The sequence below is a fragment of the Spirosoma endbachense genome, from assembly GCF_010233585.1.
GTDB lineage: Bacteria > Bacteroidota > Bacteroidia > Cytophagales > Spirosomataceae > Spirosoma > Spirosoma endbachense.
Map to the genome: position 1 here is coordinate 5,256,517 of NZ_CP045997.1, position 20,358 is coordinate 5,276,874.

The 20,358-nt window shown below is 49.2% G+C and carries 8 protein-coding genes; 6 read left to right on the forward strand and 2 right to left on the reverse strand.

Annotated features, from left to right (window positions below; all coding sequences use genetic code 11):
- The first annotated feature begins 748 nt into the window (after positions 1-748).
- The 5 genes from GJR95_RS21205 to GJR95_RS21225 all read left to right on the forward strand — a co-directional run bounded on the left by GJR95_RS21205 (position 749) and on the right by GJR95_RS21225 (position 16,642).
- Positions 749-10,738, forward strand: coding sequence for an SdrD B-like domain-containing protein (locus GJR95_RS21205; RefSeq protein ID WP_232540813.1), 9,990 nt, complete (start codon positions 749-751; stop codon positions 10,736-10,738).
- Positions 10,739-10,743: 5 nt separating this feature from the next.
- Positions 10,744-11,724: a PorP/SprF family type IX secretion system membrane protein gene (locus GJR95_RS21210; RefSeq protein ID WP_162387763.1), complete on the forward strand. Its 981-nt coding sequence runs from the start codon at positions 10,744-10,746 to the stop codon at positions 11,722-11,724.
- Between the two features lie 206 nt (positions 11,725-11,930).
- Positions 11,931-14,312, forward strand: coding sequence for an OmpA family protein (locus GJR95_RS21215; RefSeq protein WP_162387764.1), 2,382 nt, complete (start codon positions 11,931-11,933; stop codon positions 14,310-14,312).
- Between the two features lie 195 nt (positions 14,313-14,507).
- Positions 14,508-15,425: a PorP/SprF family type IX secretion system membrane protein gene (locus GJR95_RS21220; protein ID WP_162387765.1), complete on the forward strand. Its 918-nt coding sequence runs from the start codon at positions 14,508-14,510 to the stop codon at positions 15,423-15,425.
- A gap of 137 nt (positions 15,426-15,562) precedes the next feature.
- Complete coding sequence (locus tag GJR95_RS21225) at positions 15,563-16,642, forward strand: AAA family ATPase (protein WP_162391803.1); 1,080 nt, start codon at positions 15,563-15,565, stop codon at positions 16,640-16,642.
- On the opposite strand, the gene GJR95_RS21230 is transcribed toward GJR95_RS21225, so the two are convergent.
- Together GJR95_RS21230 and GJR95_RS21235 are read right to left on the reverse strand one after the other, a co-directional pair.
- Positions 16,639-17,163 carry a low affinity iron permease family protein gene (locus GJR95_RS21230; protein WP_162387766.1) on the reverse strand — a complete coding sequence of 175 codons (525 nt, stop codon included), beginning with the start codon at positions 17,161-17,163 and terminating at the stop codon, positions 16,639-16,641. The genes GJR95_RS21225 and GJR95_RS21230 overlap by 4 nt on opposite strands.
- Positions 17,164-17,283: 120 nt before the next feature.
- Positions 17,284-18,228: a thioredoxin family protein gene (locus GJR95_RS21235; protein ID WP_162387767.1), complete on the reverse strand. Its 945-nt coding sequence runs from the start codon at positions 18,226-18,228 to the stop codon at positions 17,284-17,286.
- 260 nt (positions 18,229-18,488) lie between these two features.
- Between GJR95_RS21235 and GJR95_RS21240 the strand changes: the two genes are divergently transcribed.
- On the forward strand, positions 18,489-20,348 hold the full coding sequence (locus GJR95_RS21240; protein WP_162387768.1) for an ABC transporter ATP-binding protein: 1,860 nt from the start codon (positions 18,489-18,491) through the stop codon (positions 20,346-20,348).
- The last annotated feature ends 10 nt before the right edge of the window (positions 20,349-20,358 follow it).

Sequence of the window (20,358 nt, forward strand, 5' to 3'; positions counted from 1 at the left end):
GGTTTATGTATTCACATAGGCGAACAAAATCAATAAAATAATTTATAAGACTCATTGCCGGATGATTGGCATAGTTTTCGCTATCTGTACAACTCTCAGTACCTTAAAGTTGTCTACGGAACCAGAGAATGAATTGTCATACAATTGGTAACCAGATGAGGTATTTTGTCTATTTAAACTGTTTGTATGTAACGGTTTAGATAGTTGCCACTTAGAATAAATCTGAGAAAATTACGCTTTGGCATAGTTTTCGTTCGATTCTTAGTTAGCAAAAAGTAACCTCTGTTAGTAGAATGCAAACCGTGACTTATCAGTGGTTTGGCTGTCTGAACAATTGCCAGCTGGCGGGGTCTTTTTGTAATTAAGTATACCGCCCCAAATAAGGTTGCAGATGAAAGTAACTTCTACGCTAAGCACAACTTGCCTTAAGGCCCTAGCCGGTCTATTTCTTATGCGAGACATTAGTCTTGCCGGCAGGAAGAATCAAATGGTTCGACTGAAAGGTCGACTCATTATCTATTTGCTGCAGCTTTTGCAGGCAAAACCCACCAAGCTCTTAACGGGCGATACTAAATCTACTACTGTCGGTACCGCCGTTATAATGCCACCTAGAGAGGATCTGAAAATAAACAGGTCAATTCGCGCTGACTGCGAACCACCTGATATCCCTCTTACTGGACTTCCCAGCCCTCCTGGCCAATCAACGAATTGTCTGCACCAGGCATCCACTTTTTTAGGACAACAACCAATGAATGAGCGAACTTTACTAAACCAGTCTTATCTCGCAAATGTCTCCAGAACGGTGCCCGACACCGGCCAAAATCTGGACTCAGCTGAGATTGACCCTTCAGAGGCAAACAACTTGAAAAAGTTGCTATTACCGTTTATAGCCTTCACTCATTCGTTGCTACAGTCGAAGCAGTTGATGAAAACTGCCTTTTCTCTACTGGGGTTACTATTTTTGATTACTGGCTCAGCCCGTGCACAAGCGCCTGCTACTATTGATTTGAGCGTTTCAAAGAAAATCAGCAAGCAGAACCCGGCATTGGGTGATGTTATTTCCTATACAGTTATCGTTCGGAATGGTGCTGGATCGGCTACCGCTACAAATGTGGTAGTGAAGGACCAGTTACCGCTAGGAGGTGTTTCGTATGTTGCAGGTTCGGCCACCACAGTTCGTGGCACAGGTAACTACACGTCCGCTACCGGACTCTGGAACTTAAGTGCTGTGGCTCCCGGTGACTCCGCTGTTCTTACGCTTCAGGCAACAGTCCTGGAGCGTGGCGTTTGGTTTAATACGGCTGAGGTTATGTCTGCCGATCAAACGGATGCTGACTCACAACCTAATAACCAGAGCCTGGGTGAAGATGACTATAGTACAGTCTGCTTTTCGGTTCCCATCTATTGGTATGTGGGTGATGAATTCACGGTAACCGTTCCATCGGGTTACAAGAACATTACCTGGTACCGAAACAATGTGAATGTAACGACCGTTTCAGCCGATTTGGCGGTTATTAACGCTGATTCTTCATTAACCATTAAGAGTCCTGGTACCTACCGTTTCACGACAAGTATCAATGGCTGTCCAGCTCTAAACTGTTGTGACATTGAAGTTATTCAGGGGCTATTTGGTAGTCTGGGTAATTACGTGTGGAATGATACGAACAAAGACGGATTACAGAATGATGGAGCGACCGGTATAGACGGTGTAAAGGTTTACTTATACAACGCTACCGGAACTACCAAACTAGATTCTACAATAACCGCAGGAGGTGGCCGGTATTTATTTGATAGCCTGACCGATGGTCAGTATAAAGTCAAATTCGCCGTACAACCTAACTTCACTTTTTCTCAGCAGGATGTAGCTTCTACGCCCACTGATTCGCTCGATAGTGATGCCGGATCAGATGGTTTTACGCGTGTCTATACCATTGACACGAATAAACCGGTTACCGATATCGCCCGTAATAATCCAAATGTTGATGCCGGTCTGATACTATCGACGGCAAGTCTGGGTGATTATGTATTTGCGGATAACAATAAAAACGGTATTCAGGATGGTGGCGATACACCAATTCCGGGTGTCAAAGTGGTTTTGTATGTCAACGGGGTAGCTTCGTTGACGACGACCACTGATGTAACTGGTTTTTACAGTTTCACCGGTTTGGCTTCAGGCAGCAGCACCACCTACACAGTGGGTTTCACAACACCGTCGGGTTATACAGCCACTCTGGCTAATCAGGGCGGAGATGATACCAAAGACAGTGATGCTGATATTGTTACAGGGATGACCCAGTCGGTGACGCTGGCGGCTGGGGAGTTTAACACCTCTCTGGATGCGGGCTTCATTCCATCGACGGCAAGTCTGGGTGATTATGTATTTGCGGATAACAATAAAAACGGTATTCAGGATGGTGGCGATACACCGATCCCGGGTGTCGTCGTCGTATTGCTGGATGCCAATAACAATCCACTTAAGTCAACAACAACGGATGCCAGTGGTATCTATAGTTTCACTGGCTTAACACCCGGTATTCCTTACTCAGTAAGCTTTGTAACACCGGCGGGTTATGCGAGCACCTCGGCCAGTCAGGGCGGAGATGATACCAAAGACAGTGATGCTAACTCGATAACGGGTCAGACACAGTCGGTGATACTGGCGGCTGGAGAATACAACCCAACACTGGATGCTGGATTTACGCCATCGTGCCCAACCAACTTTAGCCTGATTGCTTCGAATGATGCTAATCTCTGCAATGGCGATTCAATTAAACTGACGGCATCGTCTCTTCCTGGCGCAAAAATATGCTGGTTCTTAACCCCTACGGATGGAACCGCGTTTGCCATAGTTGATAATGGCCAGCTGGTAACGGTGAAACCGACGATAACGACGACTTATTATGTCGAAGCGACAGTGAATGGTTGCTATAGCGCTCGGAAGCCGGTAATTATAACCGTAAATACAATTCAGGCACCTATAATACTGAGTACCATTAAAAATAAGTGTCCTGAACAAACGGTTAACCTGGCAACGGTTCCGGTTGATAACAACAATCCGGCACTGACCTACGAATGGTATACAAGTACAATTCGTTCGCAGGCTACACGAGTGACGAATCTAACGGCGGTAGCTGCAGGTAAATACTATCTGTTTTCCCGCTCAGCAGAAGGTTGCTACAGTAGCCCGACAGTACTGACAGTTGAAGTCGTAAATTGTAACTGTCCGAATCTGGCAGAAGTTCAGGTTGGTCCTGGCCTGGCGACTTGCTCGGTGGACCCGGTTCCATTGAAAGCAACAATCTCGGGTTCGGCTACGAGTGTAACCTGGACGTCAAATGGTACCGGCACATTTAGTGCTCCCAATAGTCTGACTTCCACGTATACACCGTCAACTACCGATATAACGGCTGGGTCAGTATTGATTACGGCCACGACCAACGATCCAGATGGTGCAGGTGATTGTAGTGCATCTACAAGCGCACTGATCCTGAAAGTCAATAAGCGGCCAGAAGCACCAACCGGTGTTGCCTGCGACGACACACTGATTTGCCAGGGTGGCGCGACTAAGCTGATCGGGTTTGCTCCTGGTTCCAAAATTAACTGGTATGACCAGGATGGGAAATTGATCGGCTCGACGCTGAGCGGTGGCAAGCAAACGGTTCAGCCAGCGAAATCGGGTGTTAATATTTATTATGCCGAAGCCATAAGTGCTGAAAACTGTACTAGCGCTACGCGCTCATCAGTAACTGTAACGGTTGGTTCCTGTCAGGCCGATCTGGCCGTAGTTAAGCGAGTTGTGACGGCTGGTCCCTATAGTGTAGGACAGAAAATTACGTACTCGATAACCGCTACCAACAATGGCCCAATTACAGGTACTGCAGTAAAAGTAACCGATTTATTGCCGTCGACATTGATGTTTGTCAGCGCGACTCCAGCAGAAGAATATAGTGCTGCTACTGGTGTTTGGACTATCGGTACCTTAACAACTGGCTCAAACCGTAATCTGCTTATCGAAGCGACGATAATTGGAACGGGTACAGGTTCAATTAAGAATACGGCAATAATCGGTGGTTCGAACAACGATCCTGGCCATCCTGGCAATGATACATCGTCAGTGACCATACCGATGAACCCGTGCTCTGTTGAGCCACCCTATATTGCATGTGCCGTTAGCGAAATCTGCAAAGGTGATGTGGCAACCCTGAAAGCAACGGGTTGTACGAGCGGTACTGTCATCTGGTCTGATGGTCAGCGAGGGCTCTCAGTATCAGTCAAGCCTGAAGTAACAGCAACCTACACAGCCAGCTGCATTTCTGGCACTAGCTGCACGAGCGGAGTTTCCAACCTGGTCACCATTACAGTTCGTGATCCGCAGCCACCGACAATTGTGGCCAGTGCCACAACCGTCTGCCCTGGTACTTCGGTCACCCTGACTGCATCGGGCTGTGCCGGTGGTATCGTAGAATGGTCAGAAGGCCCCCAAACCGGTGCTTCTATCGTGGTCAATCCGATGACCAAAACCACCTATACAGCTACCTGCATCATTGGTACCTGTCTGAGCAAACCAGCCGCTAAAACCATTGATATTGCAACAGACGTGCCGACACCGAGCATCGTTAGCAGTGCAACGGCGGTTTGTCCAGGCAGCAACGTCACACTGACGATCAACAACTGTCTGGGAACGCCACAGTGGAGTAGCACAACGGCTACCACAAGCAGCATTGTTGTCACGCCAACAGTAGGTAATAAAATCTTCACAGTTTACTGTAATACAGGTAGTTGCGCAAGTAAAACCTCGCAGCCTACCGTGATTCAACTAGTCGCACCGACGATTCCAGCCATCAGTGCGGATGTGGATTCGGTCTGTGCCAACGCCAAAGTGGTACTGACAGCTTACGGCTGTACAGGCACTGTCGTATGGAGTGATAAACAGGTGGGAAGCAGCATTTCGGTCTACCCATCAGCTAGTACGAGCTATTTTGCCCAGTGCAAAACGGGCGAGAATTGCATCAGTGACCCATCGGCTTCGTTGCCGGTGACGGTTGTATCACCCTCGGTTCCGATTGTGAAGGCTTCGAGTCTGTCGGTCTGTAGTGGTCAGGTGATCTCGCTAACGGCTACGGGCTGTAACGGAACAGTACAATGGGTGGGTCTGGATAAAGTTGGTCCGATCATCCAGGTCGTGCCTGGTGAATCCAGAGACTACTATGCTACTTGCAAAGTTGGCAATTGTACCAGCGATCCATCAAACAAAGTACGTGTTACTGTGTCTACATCGGGTCTTGCAGCGCCAATTGTGACCGCGTCAAGTCTATCGGTCTGTAGCAGTGCGGTCGTTTCACTAACCGCTACCGGTTGTACGGGCGACATCATCTGGTCCGATAATCAGAGAGGAGCCGTAATAACGGTAACTGCTACGCCAACTAATAAGTCGTTCTACGCCATATGTCGGCCCGCTAATAGCACGCTCTGCGCCAGCGGTCAGTCGAACGTGATCAATATCAATGTGACACCCACATCCAAACCGACCATTGTCCGTTGTGTGTGTAGTGCCGATACGATCTGCCCCGGCGAAACCGTCAAACTTAATGTCAAAAACTGCGTCGGTACCCCTCACTGGAGCACCCAGGAGACAACTGCCAGCATCGTTGTGGCCCCAAGCGTGACCACTTCCTATACCGTCTACTGCCAGCAGGGAGCTTGTCCCAGTGAAGCATCAGATGCCTATACGATTACCGTTATGCCAGTCGGCGCTCCCACCATTGTAGCCTCGGCCACCGCCGTGGAGCCGGGTGGAACTATCTCTCTTACGGCGACAGGCTGTATTGGTGAGGTGATCTGGTCGGCTATGGACGCTACGGGCAATAACCGGGGGGCGGTACTGGTAGTCCAGCCTGACGGAGCCCAGACCTACTATGCCCAATGCAAATTCCATGACTGCCTGAGTACTCCGTCCAATGCCATCATCATCAACAAAGGTGATTGTGTGGCCAAAGCCGGTACGCTGGTTCCTGTGAGCCCAACGGTTTGCGTAGGAACGAGTACGAGTGTAATTGTGGCGGCTACACCCAATGGTGGTTTGGTTCAGCCAGCGGGCTACTCGGTACTGTATCTGCTGACTCAGGGAGCGGGTCTGGTTGTCGAACAAACCAGTGCCACTCCTAGCTTTAGCCTGTCAGCGGTGGGTGCTGAATACACCATCAATACGCTGGTTTATAACGCAACCGTAGGCGATAAGAACTACCTGAATCTGTCGGCTGTCAAACCGGGCATTACCACGAGTGCCGATGTGCTCAAGTTGATCACCGACCAGCATGTATGTGCGGATCTGGATCTAATAGGAGCGAAGGTTAGTGTACGGGTGGTGGCTCCGCCAACGCTGAGCGCAGGCTCTTCCCCAACCGTCTGTGCAGGCTCCAGTGTGACGCTGACAGCCCAGGGTTGTACGAATGGTGTCGTGACCTGGAGTGACCAATCGATAGGAGCGAGTATCGTCAAAGTGCTCAACAGTGATCTATCGATAACGGCCATCTGTACAGTGGATGGTTGCTCGAGTGGGGTATCTCAACCCCTGGTGCTGAAGCTGGGTACACCAGCCATTCCAGCCATCGCAGTTGATAAACCCGTCATCTGCACTAGTGAAACCGTCTCGCTGACGGCTATCGGCTGCGCTGGAGGTACCTATGTCTGGTCGGATCCGGCCAGTACCACGGGCAGTGTACTGACAGTCACACCTACCCAAACGGTACAGTATCGAGTAAAATGTGTGGTGGGTCAATGTGCCAGTGAGTGGTCAGCCTTCAACACGATTACGGTCGGAACTCCCGCAGCTCCCACGGTTTCGGTGGCTGGCGGTTCGACCAGCACGACGGCCTGCTTCGGCTCGCCAGTGACGCTGGTGGCCCAGGGTTGCCCCGACAACAGCTATGTAACCTGGTCGAATGATCAGGTGGGTCAATCGATCACGGTCTCGCTGACAACCAGTGCGACTTACACGGCCAGTTGCAATAGCTCGGCTCAGTGTAAGAGTGCGGCATCGAATGCAGTGGTAGTTACGGTATTGCCCAAAGTGGCTTCGCCTGTGGTGGTAGACAAGCTAAACAGTTGTCCCTTCAATACGGTGGATCTGAGCACGGCGGTGAGCAGTACGGTTTCGACCTCTGGGGGCGTCTTTGAGTACTATACAGATGCGACCCTAAGTGCAGCCTCGAAAGTAGCCAATCCTTCAGTGGTCGGCACTGGGACGTACTATATAGTCGAGAGAACGGTGAGTGGTTGTGTGAGTCTGCCGGTGGCGGTTCATGTACAGATCACTGGTTGCGAAGCACAGCTACCTTGCGATGAGCGGAATCCGGCGACGGCCAATGCAGGAAAAGATGCGGGCATCTGTGCGGCCAAGACCTACCAATTAGCAGGTGTGCTGGGAGGGTCGGGTAAAACCGCCCACTGGACTACCAGCGGCAATGGTACGTTTGATAATGCCTTCCTGTTGAATGCAGTTTATAGGGCCAGTGCGGAGGATATCCTGGCTGGCAAGGTGACACTGACATTGTCGGTGAGTACCAACAATGCCAGTTGTCCGGTAGCGACCGACGATATGATTCTGACTATCGAGGGAAGCAAAACTATCCCGACTATTTCAATCCTTGGGTCTACCAGCTTATGTTACGGAGACTCGGTACGGTTGAAAGCACCCGATGGCGCGGCTGGTTATTTGTGGAACAACAAAGCCACTACCCAAACCATTGTAGTGCAAGCCAGTGGCGTGTACAATGTACAGGTGCTGGATCCAAAAGGGTGTAGTTCCGTAAAATCAAATAATGTCACGGTAAATGTGGCCGATCCGGTTCTGCCTCCGCTGGTGTCGAATCTGCGCAACAGTTGCCCCGCGAAAATTGTAGACTTGACCAAAGCCCTGTCTTCAACTATCGCTGGCTATTCGTATGGCTACCGGATTTGCGAATGCAACACTGCCAACATCGTGATTCGCCCGGATTCGGTTTGCGAAGGGACTTACTGGGTGGTGGCTAAAGGGCCCACAGGTTGTTTGAGTGCACCCGCCAAGATTGAAGTGAAAGTCTTCAACTGTGCAGCTGATACACTGACGGCCGATGTGGTGATGGCCAAAACAGCCGACAAGTCGGTAGTGAAACGCGGAGAACTGGTAACCTATACGCTGACGGTAAGCAATCAGGGTAAGTACACTGCCCACAACGTGGATGTACGGGATGTGCTGCCTAAAGGGCTGGAACTGGTTTCGGTACTCACACCGAAGTCTTCGGTCTCGTACGGAGTGCTGACCAAACGAATCGACAGCTTGCCAGTGGGCAAAAGCGAATCGATTGTATTCACAGCTCGTTTGTTAACCAAAGGCGAAGTGGTGAATACGGCACAGATTACCTATCTGGATAATGTGGACACCGATCTGACCAACAATAGCTCAAGCGTAACCGTAAAAGATACGTCAGCGGCTAAAACAGGTATTGTTGGGCTGGCCAAAGCAGTTGTTGGCACTCCGACTGCTGTGGGTGACTCGCTGATCAATATTCGCTATGGGTTTGTGGTCACCAACTTCGGGGATGATACGCTCAAAGGTGTTCAGGTGAAGGATGATCTGGCACACGCTTTCGCTCCGAATCAGATCGAAGCAGCAACGGTTAGCACGACGAGTGCGGACTTTAGTCTGGCCTATAACCCAGCCTTTACCGGAACAGGTGCCAATACGAATCTATTCGACTCGACAAGCAGCTACATAGCGCCAGGACGCTCACAAACGTTCTTCCTGGATGTGACGGTGAAGCGCGCTTCAGGGGACTCCACAAAAACGTTCAGCAACATTGCTGCGATATCGGCGCTGAGTAACGGTACTAAGGTCGAAGACGTTTCTGTTGACGGTGGTGATGTGGATCCGGACAACGATGGCGACCCGACTAACAACGCAGGCTTCTCTACATTTACGCTGGGCGCACCCCAGACAAGTGGACCGAGCATCGGTGTTGCACTGGCGGTCGTTAAAATTGAGTTGCAGCCCGATAGTAGCTATAATGTTACGTACAAAGCAACCGTGAAGAACTTCGGTGATGTAGCCCTCTATGGCATAAGTCTAACCGATAGCCTGGCGAAAGCTTTCCCGGCTCCTACTTCGTTCTCCGTAGTTGGATCGCCAGTCGTCGGTGCCGGTAGCCATCTGGTCGCAAATGCTGCTTTCAATGGTAACACCGAGCCAAACTTACTGACCGATGCAAGCTATCTGAATGTAAGCGAACAGGATACCGTTTTAATAACGGTTAATGTGAAAACGAATGGTAATAAAGGGCCGTTCTACTCGACCATTACAGGTGAAGGACACACCGCTGATACAACTCAGACCGTGACCGATATATCGAATAATGGCTTGGACCCCAAACCTGCGGGGGCTACGGCCACCGGTGTTCGTTTCGATCTACCGACGGCACTGTTAGGTGTTGCCAAGTCGGTCGGGAAACCTGCTCTATTGCAAACTGGTATTTATGATGTTACTTACACCATTAAGCTGAGCAACCTGGGTATGGTACCACTAACGAACGTACAGGTGGTGGATAACCTCTCCCAAACCTTCGGCCACGGTGCCTTGATTGTGGATGATCGGATTCAGGTAACTGCTGATTCAGGCCTGACCGCCGATTCGCTCTACACGGGCCAGGGACTGATCACAAACATGCTGGTCGACTCCTTGAGTACATTGCCTGTTGGCGCTACTCGCAATCTGGTCTTTACGGTTCGGGTGAATGCGAAGAATGCGGATTCGTTGACGTTCTATAACACGGCTTATGCAACCGCTTTGAGCCCTGATAATGTAGTTATAGCAGATACGTCGACGGCTGGTATAAACGAAGACCCCGATAATGATCTGGATCCGCGCAATAACAATGAGCCGACACCAGTTTCACTGAACGGTCTCTCCGGAGCATCCTACATTGGCGTTGCCATGGCTGTGGCTGATACCACTCGCCAACCTGATGGAAGTTACAACGTCACCTATCAGATCGTTGTTCAGAACTTCGGGACCACAATCCTTAGGAGTGTCAGCGTGAGCGATTCACTGTCGAAAGTTTTCAACAGTCAGACAGGATCGAGGTACTCGGTGGTCAAAGCCCCAATTACAACCTCTACGGGTAGCACACTGAAGCTCAATCCTAACTTCGATGGAAACGCCGAATCGCTCATCGTCATCGGCGACAGCACCAGCACGCTGCTACCGGGTCAGATCGATACCATCCTGGTGGTTATCAATGTGGCTACGAATGGCAGCACGACTACGTTCCTCAACTCGGCTTTCGCTCAGGCCAACTCGCCAACTGGAGTCGTTACCGATGTGTCCACCAATGGGCTCATCGCCGACCTCAATGGCAATGGTAATCCGACCGATGACAACGAACGTGAAGCCACTCCGCTCAACCTGCCACCCACCGACCAGAGCGTCTTCATTCCGGAAGGCTTCTCACCAAATGGCGATGGCATCAACGACCTGTTCGTGATCCGGGGGCTAGCGGGAGTCACGGTAAGTCTGGAAGTCTACAACCGCTGGGGGAATATGGTTTACAAGAACGAAGACTACCACAACGATTGGAATGGCAAGCCGAATACCGGTGTAACGGTGGGATCGGATGCTGATGGACTGCCCGATGGCACCTACTACTACGTGATCCGAACCAGCGACGGTCGCCGGTTTGTACGCTACATGATGATTAACCGCTAAGACCGATGGCAAATCAGTTTTCAACAAAAAAGTGGGCGGTAGGGCTGCTGCTGATCCTTGGGATCGGCAGCAAGCCGGCCCAGGCTCAGCAGGACAAGATGTTCTCGCAGTACATGTTCAACATGATGGCTTTGAACCCAGCCTATGCAGGCAGTCGGGATGTCCTGAGCATGTCTGCCCTGTACCGCAACCAGTGGACAGGGGTGGAGGGAGCACCGCAAACGGCGACCTTTACGATGGATATGCCACTAAACCGGGAGCGGGTAGGCGTCGGTCTACAGTTGTACGGGGATAAGTATGGGGCGGTCTCGGAAGCGGGCGGTTTTGCCTCGTATGCGTTCCGAATCAAAGTGGGCGCCAAGAGTACGCTGGCATTGGGTTTACAGGCTGGCGCGGCCAGTTACAATGTGAACCTGGCCGATATCAAGACGACTCCAGACGGGTCGGGTCAGTTGGACCCGGCTTTTGCCAACAACATTTCGAAGATCCTGCCCAATTTCGGTACCGGGATTTACCTGAGCAATGACCGGTCGTATATCAGTTTATCGGTGCCCCGCCTGATCAAGAACAAGCTAACGGAGTACAATGTAGGAAACGTGATCTCGACGCAACGTCGTCATGCGTATCTAGCGGCCGGATTTGTGGTTGGCCTGAGCCCGGTGGTGAAGATGAAGCCATCGATGCTGGTGAAGTATGCAGAGGGCGCTCCGCTGGGCTTTGATGGGAACATCAACTTCTGGTTTGCGGATCGGGTCGCGATCGGAGCGTCGATCCGACGGAATCAGTTTTCGGACTGGAGCCCCGTGGGTACAGATGCACTGGTCGGGATGCTGGAGGTGCAGTTGACGGATCAGTTCCGGTTCGGCTATGCGTATGATCGGACGATGAACAATTTCAAGGACATCGCCCCAAGTTCGCATGAGATCATGTTGCGGTATGAGTTTGGTTTCGGCAAGAATCGCATCCTCACGCCCAGGTATTTCTGATAATAAAGAAAGATAAAGCTAAGGAGAGACGTAAGAAGGAAGACGATTCAATAAGTCTTTTCGCTTGCGTCTCTCCTCTTTACAGGTCAGCGTCAATTTCGGCGCAGTATTTGCTTTATTAATAGATATGTTCTCTTTGCTTGTTTACAAAGACATAGCAATTTATTCTGGCTCCAGTAACAGCCTTAAAAAGACCCATTGTTATTATGATACGGATTTGCCCGCTTTTTAGTTTGCTCTGGCTGCTTATCGGACAGGTGTTCGCACAGTCGCTCAGTAAACAGGCCGATCGCCAGTTCGATCAACTGGCCTATGCTCAGGCCGTTAATCTATATGAACAAGCCCTGACGGGCACTGCATCGTTACCGGAAAATGAACGTCGAGCCGCTAAAGTGAAATTAGGGTATAGTTACCATCAGATTCATGATACGAAGAATGCTGAACGAGTTTATCGCGATCTAATTGCAGGGGGCGAACTCCCTCCGGAATATTCCCAAAGTTATCTTTATTATGCTCAGGCGCTGGCTAGCAATGGCAAATACCGCGAAGCGCAGGAGATGTACGAAAAATACAGTAACGTACAAACTGACGACAAACGGGGCGCCAAATTCACGAAGCTTTATCGTGACGTAACTCCATTGACGAGCAATGCCGACAGCTATAAAGTTGAGTTTTTGAAACTGAATACGCGTAAGGCGGAATTCAGTCCAATACTTTATAAAGGGGGATTGGTATTTGTTTCGACAGGTGAGCCAAACGGAATCAAGCGGGTATTCAAATGGAATAGTACACCATTTCTGGATCTGTATTATCTGCCAGAAGCCAAAGACCTTCGGGGTTCAACAGCATCCCGTCTGGGGGGGTCTACGCCAAAAGCTAAAAAGGCACCAAAGACCATGCTGATCCGGCCACTCGGTAGCGACGATTATACCGCACAAACGGCCAACGACTCACGGACGGTGGGTTTTTTTGGCGGAAATAATATCAACGCCGGACTAGGATATTCAGAGGAAGCAGTTAGCGAATCCGATCAGTTTAGCCGATCTCTGAACACAAAATACCATGAGGGCCCAGCAACGTTTACTAAAGATGGTAGCCGCGTAATTTTTACGCGAAATAACTTCAATGATGGGAAGTCTCGTAAAAGTACCGATGGGGTTAACAAACTTAAATTATATACATCAACACAAACAAGCGGCTATTGGGGTAAAGTAGAAGAGCTTCCGTTCAATAACGACGAATTTTCGACAGGGCATCCCGCTCTTTCCCCAGATGATCAATTCCTGTACTTTTCATCTGATCGCCCAGGAGGATTTGGTGGAACCGATATTTACGTGTCAAAATGGACGAATGGAAAGTGGTCGGAACCCATTAATCTGGGCAAAGATGTAAATACGAAAGGGAATGAAATGTTTCCATTCATTGATGAAAAAGGCAACCTCTACCTGGCTTCCGATGGGCAGGCCGGATTAGGAGGTCTGGATATATTTTATGCTCAGCTTTCTGACGATGGGCAGCATGTCAAAAACCTTCGGAATGTTGGCGAACCGATAAATTCTCCACAGGATGATTTCGGCATCGTAACCGATGCTGAACGCAAAACCGGGTACTTCAGCAGTAATCGCAAAAATGGCGGAGCTGATGATGATGTCTATCGTTTTACGCGTGAAGGACCTATGTATGCCTGCCGTGAACTGATGGTAAGTGTATTTGATGCTGACTCGAAAGAGCCATTGGCCAATACATCGGTGGCCGTTGAGCGTGAAGGCAAAGCGAACGACAAGCAACTCAAAACGGATGCCGAAGGGTTGATGCGGATTTGCCTCGACGCCGACAGTGATTTTAAATTCCTGGCAAGTCGTGAGGGTTATATTGATAATAAAATCGGATTCTCGACCAAAGATTTATCCGACGATTTGCCATCCCGTATCGAAATACCGCTCGCTAAGCCGAAAGAAGAGGCAAAACCTGCCACAAGCAAGCTGCGTGGTGTTGTAACGACCCAGACCAATAAGAAGCCTATTGCGGGTGTGAAAGTAGTATTGGTCAATGAATGTGACGGAACATCGCAGGAAACCACGACTGGGGCAGATGGTAGCTACGAGTTTATGGTACAGTCCGGTTGCGATTACTCGCTCGAAGCCATGAAAGACAATATGGGAACCAATGGTGGCAGGATTACTAAAGACGGTTCAGGATCGCCCGATCTGACGATGTTCAAGAAAGGCGATGTTATTAAAATTGATAACATTTATTATGACCTCAATAAAGCAACCATCCGTCCTGATGCAGCCCTCGAACTCGATAAAGTGGTAGCCCTGATGGCCAAATACCCGACAATGAAAATCGAAATGCGGTCGCATACCGATAGCCGGGCTACTTCCACATATAACAAAACATTATCGAGTAACCGCGCCAAAGCTGCCGTAGCTTACCTGAAGAAAAAAGGTATTTCGGCTAAGCGAATGGTTGCCAAAGGGTATGGAGAAAGCCTGTTACTGAACAAGTGCAAAGATGGCGTCAACTGTCCTGAAGAAGTACACCAGCAGAACCGTCGGACAGAAATCAAGATTCTGACGCTGGAGTAGTAATGGCTTGATCTGTGTTAGCAGGACAGGGGCAATCTACCATTAAAAGAGTATCGCTGAACATCATATTCATACCTGTATGGCCTAAGCAATCAACCCCGCCCGGTAGTCGAGCGGGGTTGATCGTTAATCAAAGGTCCGATTAGGTTTTTAGCACAAAACCCCGCAATTTGGGTTCCTATTCCTCAACAACCTATGTCTGTTTTTATCCGTAAAAATCCCCTTTTTCTGCTTTTTTGCTTTGTTGTACTAGTTACGGCTCGTCCTGCTCTGGCGCAACGCGAAGTACTTTACTCGCAATACCTGGTCAACCCATTAAGTATCAATCCGGCTTATGCGGGTAGTCGCGAGTCGTTTCATTTGTCGGCTTTTCTACGACGTAAATGGATAACTGCCCGTAATGCACCGATAACGCAGAGTGTTTCGGGCGATGGAGCCATAGACAATGGCCGGATTGGTTTGGGTTTTCAGGCCCTGAACGATCGTATGGGCGTGTTGGCCGCTACTGGTGTATATGGTAGTGTGGCGTATCGATTTAATTTGCCCGCCCTGGCTAAGCTATCGATCGGTGTGCAGGGTGGTGTCAACGTGTTACCGGTCTATGATTTCACCAGCGCATCGAGCCTGAACCGGGCTGTTGGAAGCTTTGGTGTTGGGATTTATTATCAGGCTGAACACTTTTTTGGCGGGATTTCGATGCCCGAAATCGTGTCGAAGGGAGTAAATCTGGCAGGACAGACAATTTATCCCGCCGTTCGGCCGATTATGGTGAATGTGGGTACGAAAATCAGCATTGACGAAGGAACCGTACTGATTCCATCTATTCTTGTATCCAAAATTGAAGATCGGCCATTGGGTATCGACATAAACGCCCGAATCTGGTTTGGCGAAGAATTTGGACTTGGGGCCTCCTATCGCAGTAACAGTCCTGGGGTTATTCAGACAAATTATTTGCAGGCTCTGGCAGAATATCAATTGACAAAATCAATTCGGATAGGATATATTTTTAACTCAAAAACACCCGAAAGCCCGTTGTCTAATCAGTATTATGAGAAGAGTGTTCATGAAATTATGTTTCGCTTTTCGCCGGGCCTACTCAAGTTTTCATATTAAATGTCCCTGTTGTTTATCGCTATTGGCTTAAACTGTCGCTCGGAGTATGCTATTTATTAATTTTAAGGTAATTTAGTACCGTAAAACCGTAATCTAAAGCCCACTTGAAGCCTCAGGAAGAGTTTTCAAAAGCCGAAATGTTCCGCTACCTGACGGCCGATAGCCGTATGCCTAATCATCAAACCATTCAAAACTTGTACATTCCCAGCGACCTCGATCGTGAGTTTCCGATGGCACCGCACTTTGTGCAGGCTTTTGGCAGCTATCCGAACTACCTGCATTTCAATGACGATTTTAAGCCGTCGGCACGGGCATTGCTGGATGAGCGTGGGTTTGACCTGATCAATCTCTCAACCCGCGTTAACGACGATGGTTGGCATACAGTTGAGCGTATCTATCAGCATAACGATGGTGTAGTGCTCAAGGCTGAGTTTGTTGGCGAGCGATTCTTTAGACTGTATGGATTTTACCGTGATGAGGGCTCTGCGCGGGCATTGCTGGATGGATTTCAGGATCATAAGTACGTTCATGAGGAAAATCAGACTCATATTTATTTGATTCAGAGTGGCTTGGGTGGGTTACATACCGAACGGGTTGAAATTCTGCCGCCTGATATCAACCTCGACCTGCATTATAATGACGATTTCCAGCCGGTTCATGAACGACTGGTTACGTTGCTGGCACAACCCAAAAGCAAAGGGTTGATTCTGCTTCATGGCGAACCCGGAACTGGCAAAACAACCTATATCAAATATCTGAGTTCACTGGTCAAAAAGGACATGCTTATTTTACCACCCTACATGACCAACTACCTGACATCGCCGGAGATCATTCCATTTTTGCTCGATAATAAAGACTCTGTACTGATTATTGAAGATGCTGAGCGCATTCTTCAATCACGGGAGGCCGGTGGAGATACCAACAGTGTATCGAACATATTAAACCTTACCGACGGTTTGCTGGCCGATTGCATGCACATTCAGGTTATTGCTACCTTCAATGCCAGCAAGCACCTACTGGACAAAGCCCTGTTACGGAAGGGACGTCTGATGGTCGATTACGCATTTGGTAAGCTGGCGGCCGATAAAGCCAATGAGTTGCTGGCACATATTGGTATGGAGTACCGAACCAAAGAACCAATGACTTTGGCTGACATATTCAATATGGAAGAACAGACCGTTTCGGGTGAGCGGCATGAAGTCAAAATGGGATTCTAGCTCTTTACCGATTGAGTTTTGGCCTGTTGTTTATGAGTCTGCTTCTCTTTTTGACGTACGACCCGGCGTTCTTCTAATTCTTCCAGTTTGTCTTCGTGTATTTCTTCTGCTTCTTCAATTGAGTGCGATTCCGAAAGAGTCGCTTCTGCTTTTGCCCGTTCGGCCAGTCGCCCAAAAAATTCGTGCAGGGCATGAAGCTCCGCTTCCGTCAGATCTTCGACATTGAGCAGCCTGTTGCTGGCTTTTCGATTAACGGCCAGCAATTCATTCAGTTTAATCTGCATCGCAAGCGAGTCTTTATTTTGCGATTTCTGAATTAGAAAGACCATCAGAAACGTAATGATAGTGGTACCCGTATTGATTACTAATTGCCAGGTATCAGAATAGCCAAAAATTGGGCCTGTAATGACCCATATAACGATTGTTAATAAAGCCAGCAGAAATGCAGTTGAGGAGCCAGTCGCCTGGGTAGCCCTCGACGCAAATTTTTCAAAAAATCGAGTGAATTTACTAGTTTCCATACGGTAGGAATGGTTTACAGCCTGAATGATTAACTACCTTAACATTATCCTGCCCGGTTTGTGAGATTAAATGATTTTAATCTAGCTTGAAGGTAGAAGCCGGTCAAATGTTAGCACCCGTTATTTGCCCAAATTTTTAGTTTGACTTGAAAATTTCAGGCGGTAAGCATCAGCCGCTTCCTGTTTCTGGACATCCGATCTAATTGCCGACGGATTAGCCGAAATGATGTTTCGTTCACTATTGGCAATAAGCGATTCGAGAAGCGATTCATCATTAGTTGCGCATGCGTGCTCGAAGTCATTGGCAAGTACACGGGCTAGGGCATCGGAAACCATCACTGCCACACTTTGTTTGGTTGAGTCAACAGAGTCTGGCCGGTTTTTGATGAGGTAGCCAAATGCTTTGGTATTGGATGATTGAATCGCCCCGGCGATAAATGAAATCGACTCATTTGTCGAGCGTTCCTGCTCAGGTAGTGCGTCAAGATAAGCATCCAGCACCTCATCGATGGGCCGGTTAAGTGCTTTACAGGTCGCCAGATATTTTCTCAGAAATGGTGCATCACGCCGACCCTCCGCATAGTCTTTGTCTCCTTTGGCAATTGTTGGTCGGAACTGGGGCAACGCCAGCATATGGTTGGCCTGATCGATCATGGCATTTACACCTCCGTAGCCAACCGATCGGTGAATTAAATCGCCGTTTGAGGTTATATATAGCCCGGTTGGATAACTCGATACAGCGTACCGTTTCGCGATCTCAATACCCTCACCTTTTTCGGCATCGAGCTGATAGTTGATGAAATGAACGTTGAATTTAGCGCCCACTTTCGGGTTAGGGAACGCTTCTTTAGCCATTCGTTTGCAGGGCGGGCACCAGGTTGTATAAATGTCCAGAAAGATCGGTTTGTTCTGGCGTTTGGCTTCGGCTACTACGGTTTTCCAGGAACCTCTAAAAAACGAAATACCCGATGGATTGTCGGACGGAAGAGCTGCACTAAAGACCGTTGTGCCGACTGCCACGAACAGAACTACGCCCAGACTAAATCGTAAAAAGCAGGATTGCATGGAGAAAGGTACTGTTTTCTGCACGGCCAATGAAATGAACTTAGTTTGTTCAGAAAGGTAACAGATGGTTTTAACTATTGATTTACGGAACCTGAAAATCTTCTATAAATCAAAATGGTTCGGATCGGATTAAGGTACAAAATAGGAAGCCTGCCTATGAATTTTTTTCGCAACCGGTAGCTTGACCTGAGTGCCTGAATCCTGGAGCAGCGAGATAAGGATTGTGAACTAATCCCCGGTTGCACTTGTCTTTTGGGTATATGGCAAAAACGGTAACTCCACACGCTAATCCCACTGATACTAAGGAACAAATAAGCTGGCGCGAACGCTTCGCAGCCCTCGGCAATCTGCCCGCCTTTTTTCGCTTAGTCTGGGAAACTTCGCCCGGCTTGTTTCTGGGCAACGCATCTTTGCGCCTGATTCGGGCGGCAATTCCGGCCGCAACACTCTACATTGGCAAACTTATTATTGATCAGGTTGTAGCCCTGAATAAACATACGGCTGGGTCAACTCCCGATGATACGAACTATCTGTGGTGGCTCGTTGCGGCTGAGTTTGGACTGGCTATTATTTCGACGGCGCTGGGTCGGGCAGTTTCGTTAATGGATAGCCTATTGGGCGATCTATTTGCGAACAAGACATCGATTCGGCTGATGGAACACGCAGCCACGCTCGATCTGGAACAGTTTGAAGATGCTACGTTTTATGACAAGCTCGAACGCGCCCGCCGACAAACGACGGGTCGGACGGTGCTTTTGTCGGGTGTATTCGGGCAAGTACAGGAGTTGATTTCGGTGGCCTTTCTGGCTGCTGGTCTGGCAATCTACAACCCCTGGTTGTTACTCCTGATTCTACTGGCCGTAACGCCATCCTTCATTGGTGATAATTATTTCAATCAGCGGAGTTATTCACTATCGCGTTCGTGGACACCCGAACGGCGCGAACTTGACTACCTGCGCTTCATTGGCGCTAGTGACGAAACGGCCAAAGAGGTCAAGATTTTCGGATTATCCAATTTCCTGATTGATCGCTTCCGTTCCCTATCGTGGGAATACTTTCTCAAAAATCGATCATTAGCCATTAGTCGGGCGGGTTGGGGAACACTACTGACCGCTCTCGGTACGGCGGGTTACTACGGAGCTTACGTCTGGATTGTTATGCGGGCAGTTGGTGGCCAGATTTCGCTGGGGGATCTGACATTCCTGGCGGGATCGTTCCGGCAGGTTCGCGGTTCATTGGAAGGTATTTTACTTCAGTTCAGCAGCCTGACACAGGAAGCCATCTATTTACAGGACCTCTTCGATTATTTCGCCATTCAACCATCGATTCACTCGCCCGGTATAGCAAGGCCATTTCCGAATCCGATTCGGGAAGGTTTTGTTTTCGAAAATGTTGGGTTTAAATACACAAACTCAGAGCGCTGGGCATTGCGTAATTTGTCGTTTACGCTCCACGCGGGCGAGAAGCTTGCGCTCGTCGGCGAAAATGGTGCGGGTAAAACAACACTCGTTAAGCTACTGGCCCGCCTTTACGATCCCGCAGAGGGGCGGATTTTACTCGACGGATATGATCTCCGCGAATATGATTTGATGGAATTACGGCGGAACATCGGCGTTATTTTTCAGGATTATACCCGCTTTAAAATGTCGGCAGGCGTAAACATTGCAGTAGGTGATATTGACGAACGGACCAACCAGCCCCGCATTGAAGCGTCGGCGCAACGAAGCCTGGCCGACACGGTTATTGCCAAACTCGCCGGTGGTTATGACCAGCAGTTGGGCCGCTCATTTGGTAAAGGCGTCGAACTGTCGGGGGGCGAATGGCAGAAAGTTGCCCTCGGCCGGGCCTACATGCGCGACGCTCAATTAATTATTCTGGATGAACCGACAGCCGCACTTGACGCTCGCGCCGAATATGAGGTGTTCCAGCGCTTCGGAAAACTGACTGATGGAAAATCGTCGGTGATTATTTCGCACCGGTTCAGTACCGTTCGAATGGCCGACCGGATTCTGGTTCTGGAGAATGGTACACTGCTCGAGATCGGCAGCCATTACGAATTGCTGGAGAAGGATGGTCGATACGCTGAATTGTTTGGTTTGCAGGCCAGAGGGTATCAATAGCCTTTCTGTG

Excerpts from the sequence above, each read along its gene's own strand:
- GJR95_RS21205 (WP_232540813.1), top strand. The coding sequence starts at position 749 with ATGAATGAGCGAACTTTACTAAACCAGTCTTATCTCGCAAATGTCTCC.
- GJR95_RS21210 (WP_162387763.1), top strand. The coding sequence starts at position 10,744 with ATGGCAAATCAGTTTTCAACAAAAAAGTGGGCGGTAGGGCTGCTGCTG.
- GJR95_RS21215 (WP_162387764.1), top strand. The coding sequence starts at position 11,931 with ATGATACGGATTTGCCCGCTTTTTAGTTTGCTCTGGCTGCTTATCGGA.
- GJR95_RS21220 (WP_162387765.1), top strand. The coding sequence starts at position 14,508 with ATGTCTGTTTTTATCCGTAAAAATCCCCTTTTTCTGCTTTTTTGCTTT.
- GJR95_RS21225 (WP_162391803.1), top strand. The coding sequence starts at position 15,563 with ATGTTCCGCTACCTGACGGCCGATAGCCGTATGCCTAATCATCAAACC.
- GJR95_RS21230 (WP_162387766.1), bottom strand. The coding sequence starts at position 17,163 with ATGGAAACTAGTAAATTCACTCGATTTTTTGAAAAATTTGCGTCGAGG.
- GJR95_RS21235 (WP_162387767.1), bottom strand. The coding sequence starts at position 18,228 with ATGCAATCCTGCTTTTTACGATTTAGTCTGGGCGTAGTTCTGTTCGTG.
- GJR95_RS21240 (WP_162387768.1), top strand. The coding sequence starts at position 18,489 with ATGGCAAAAACGGTAACTCCACACGCTAATCCCACTGATACTAAGGAA.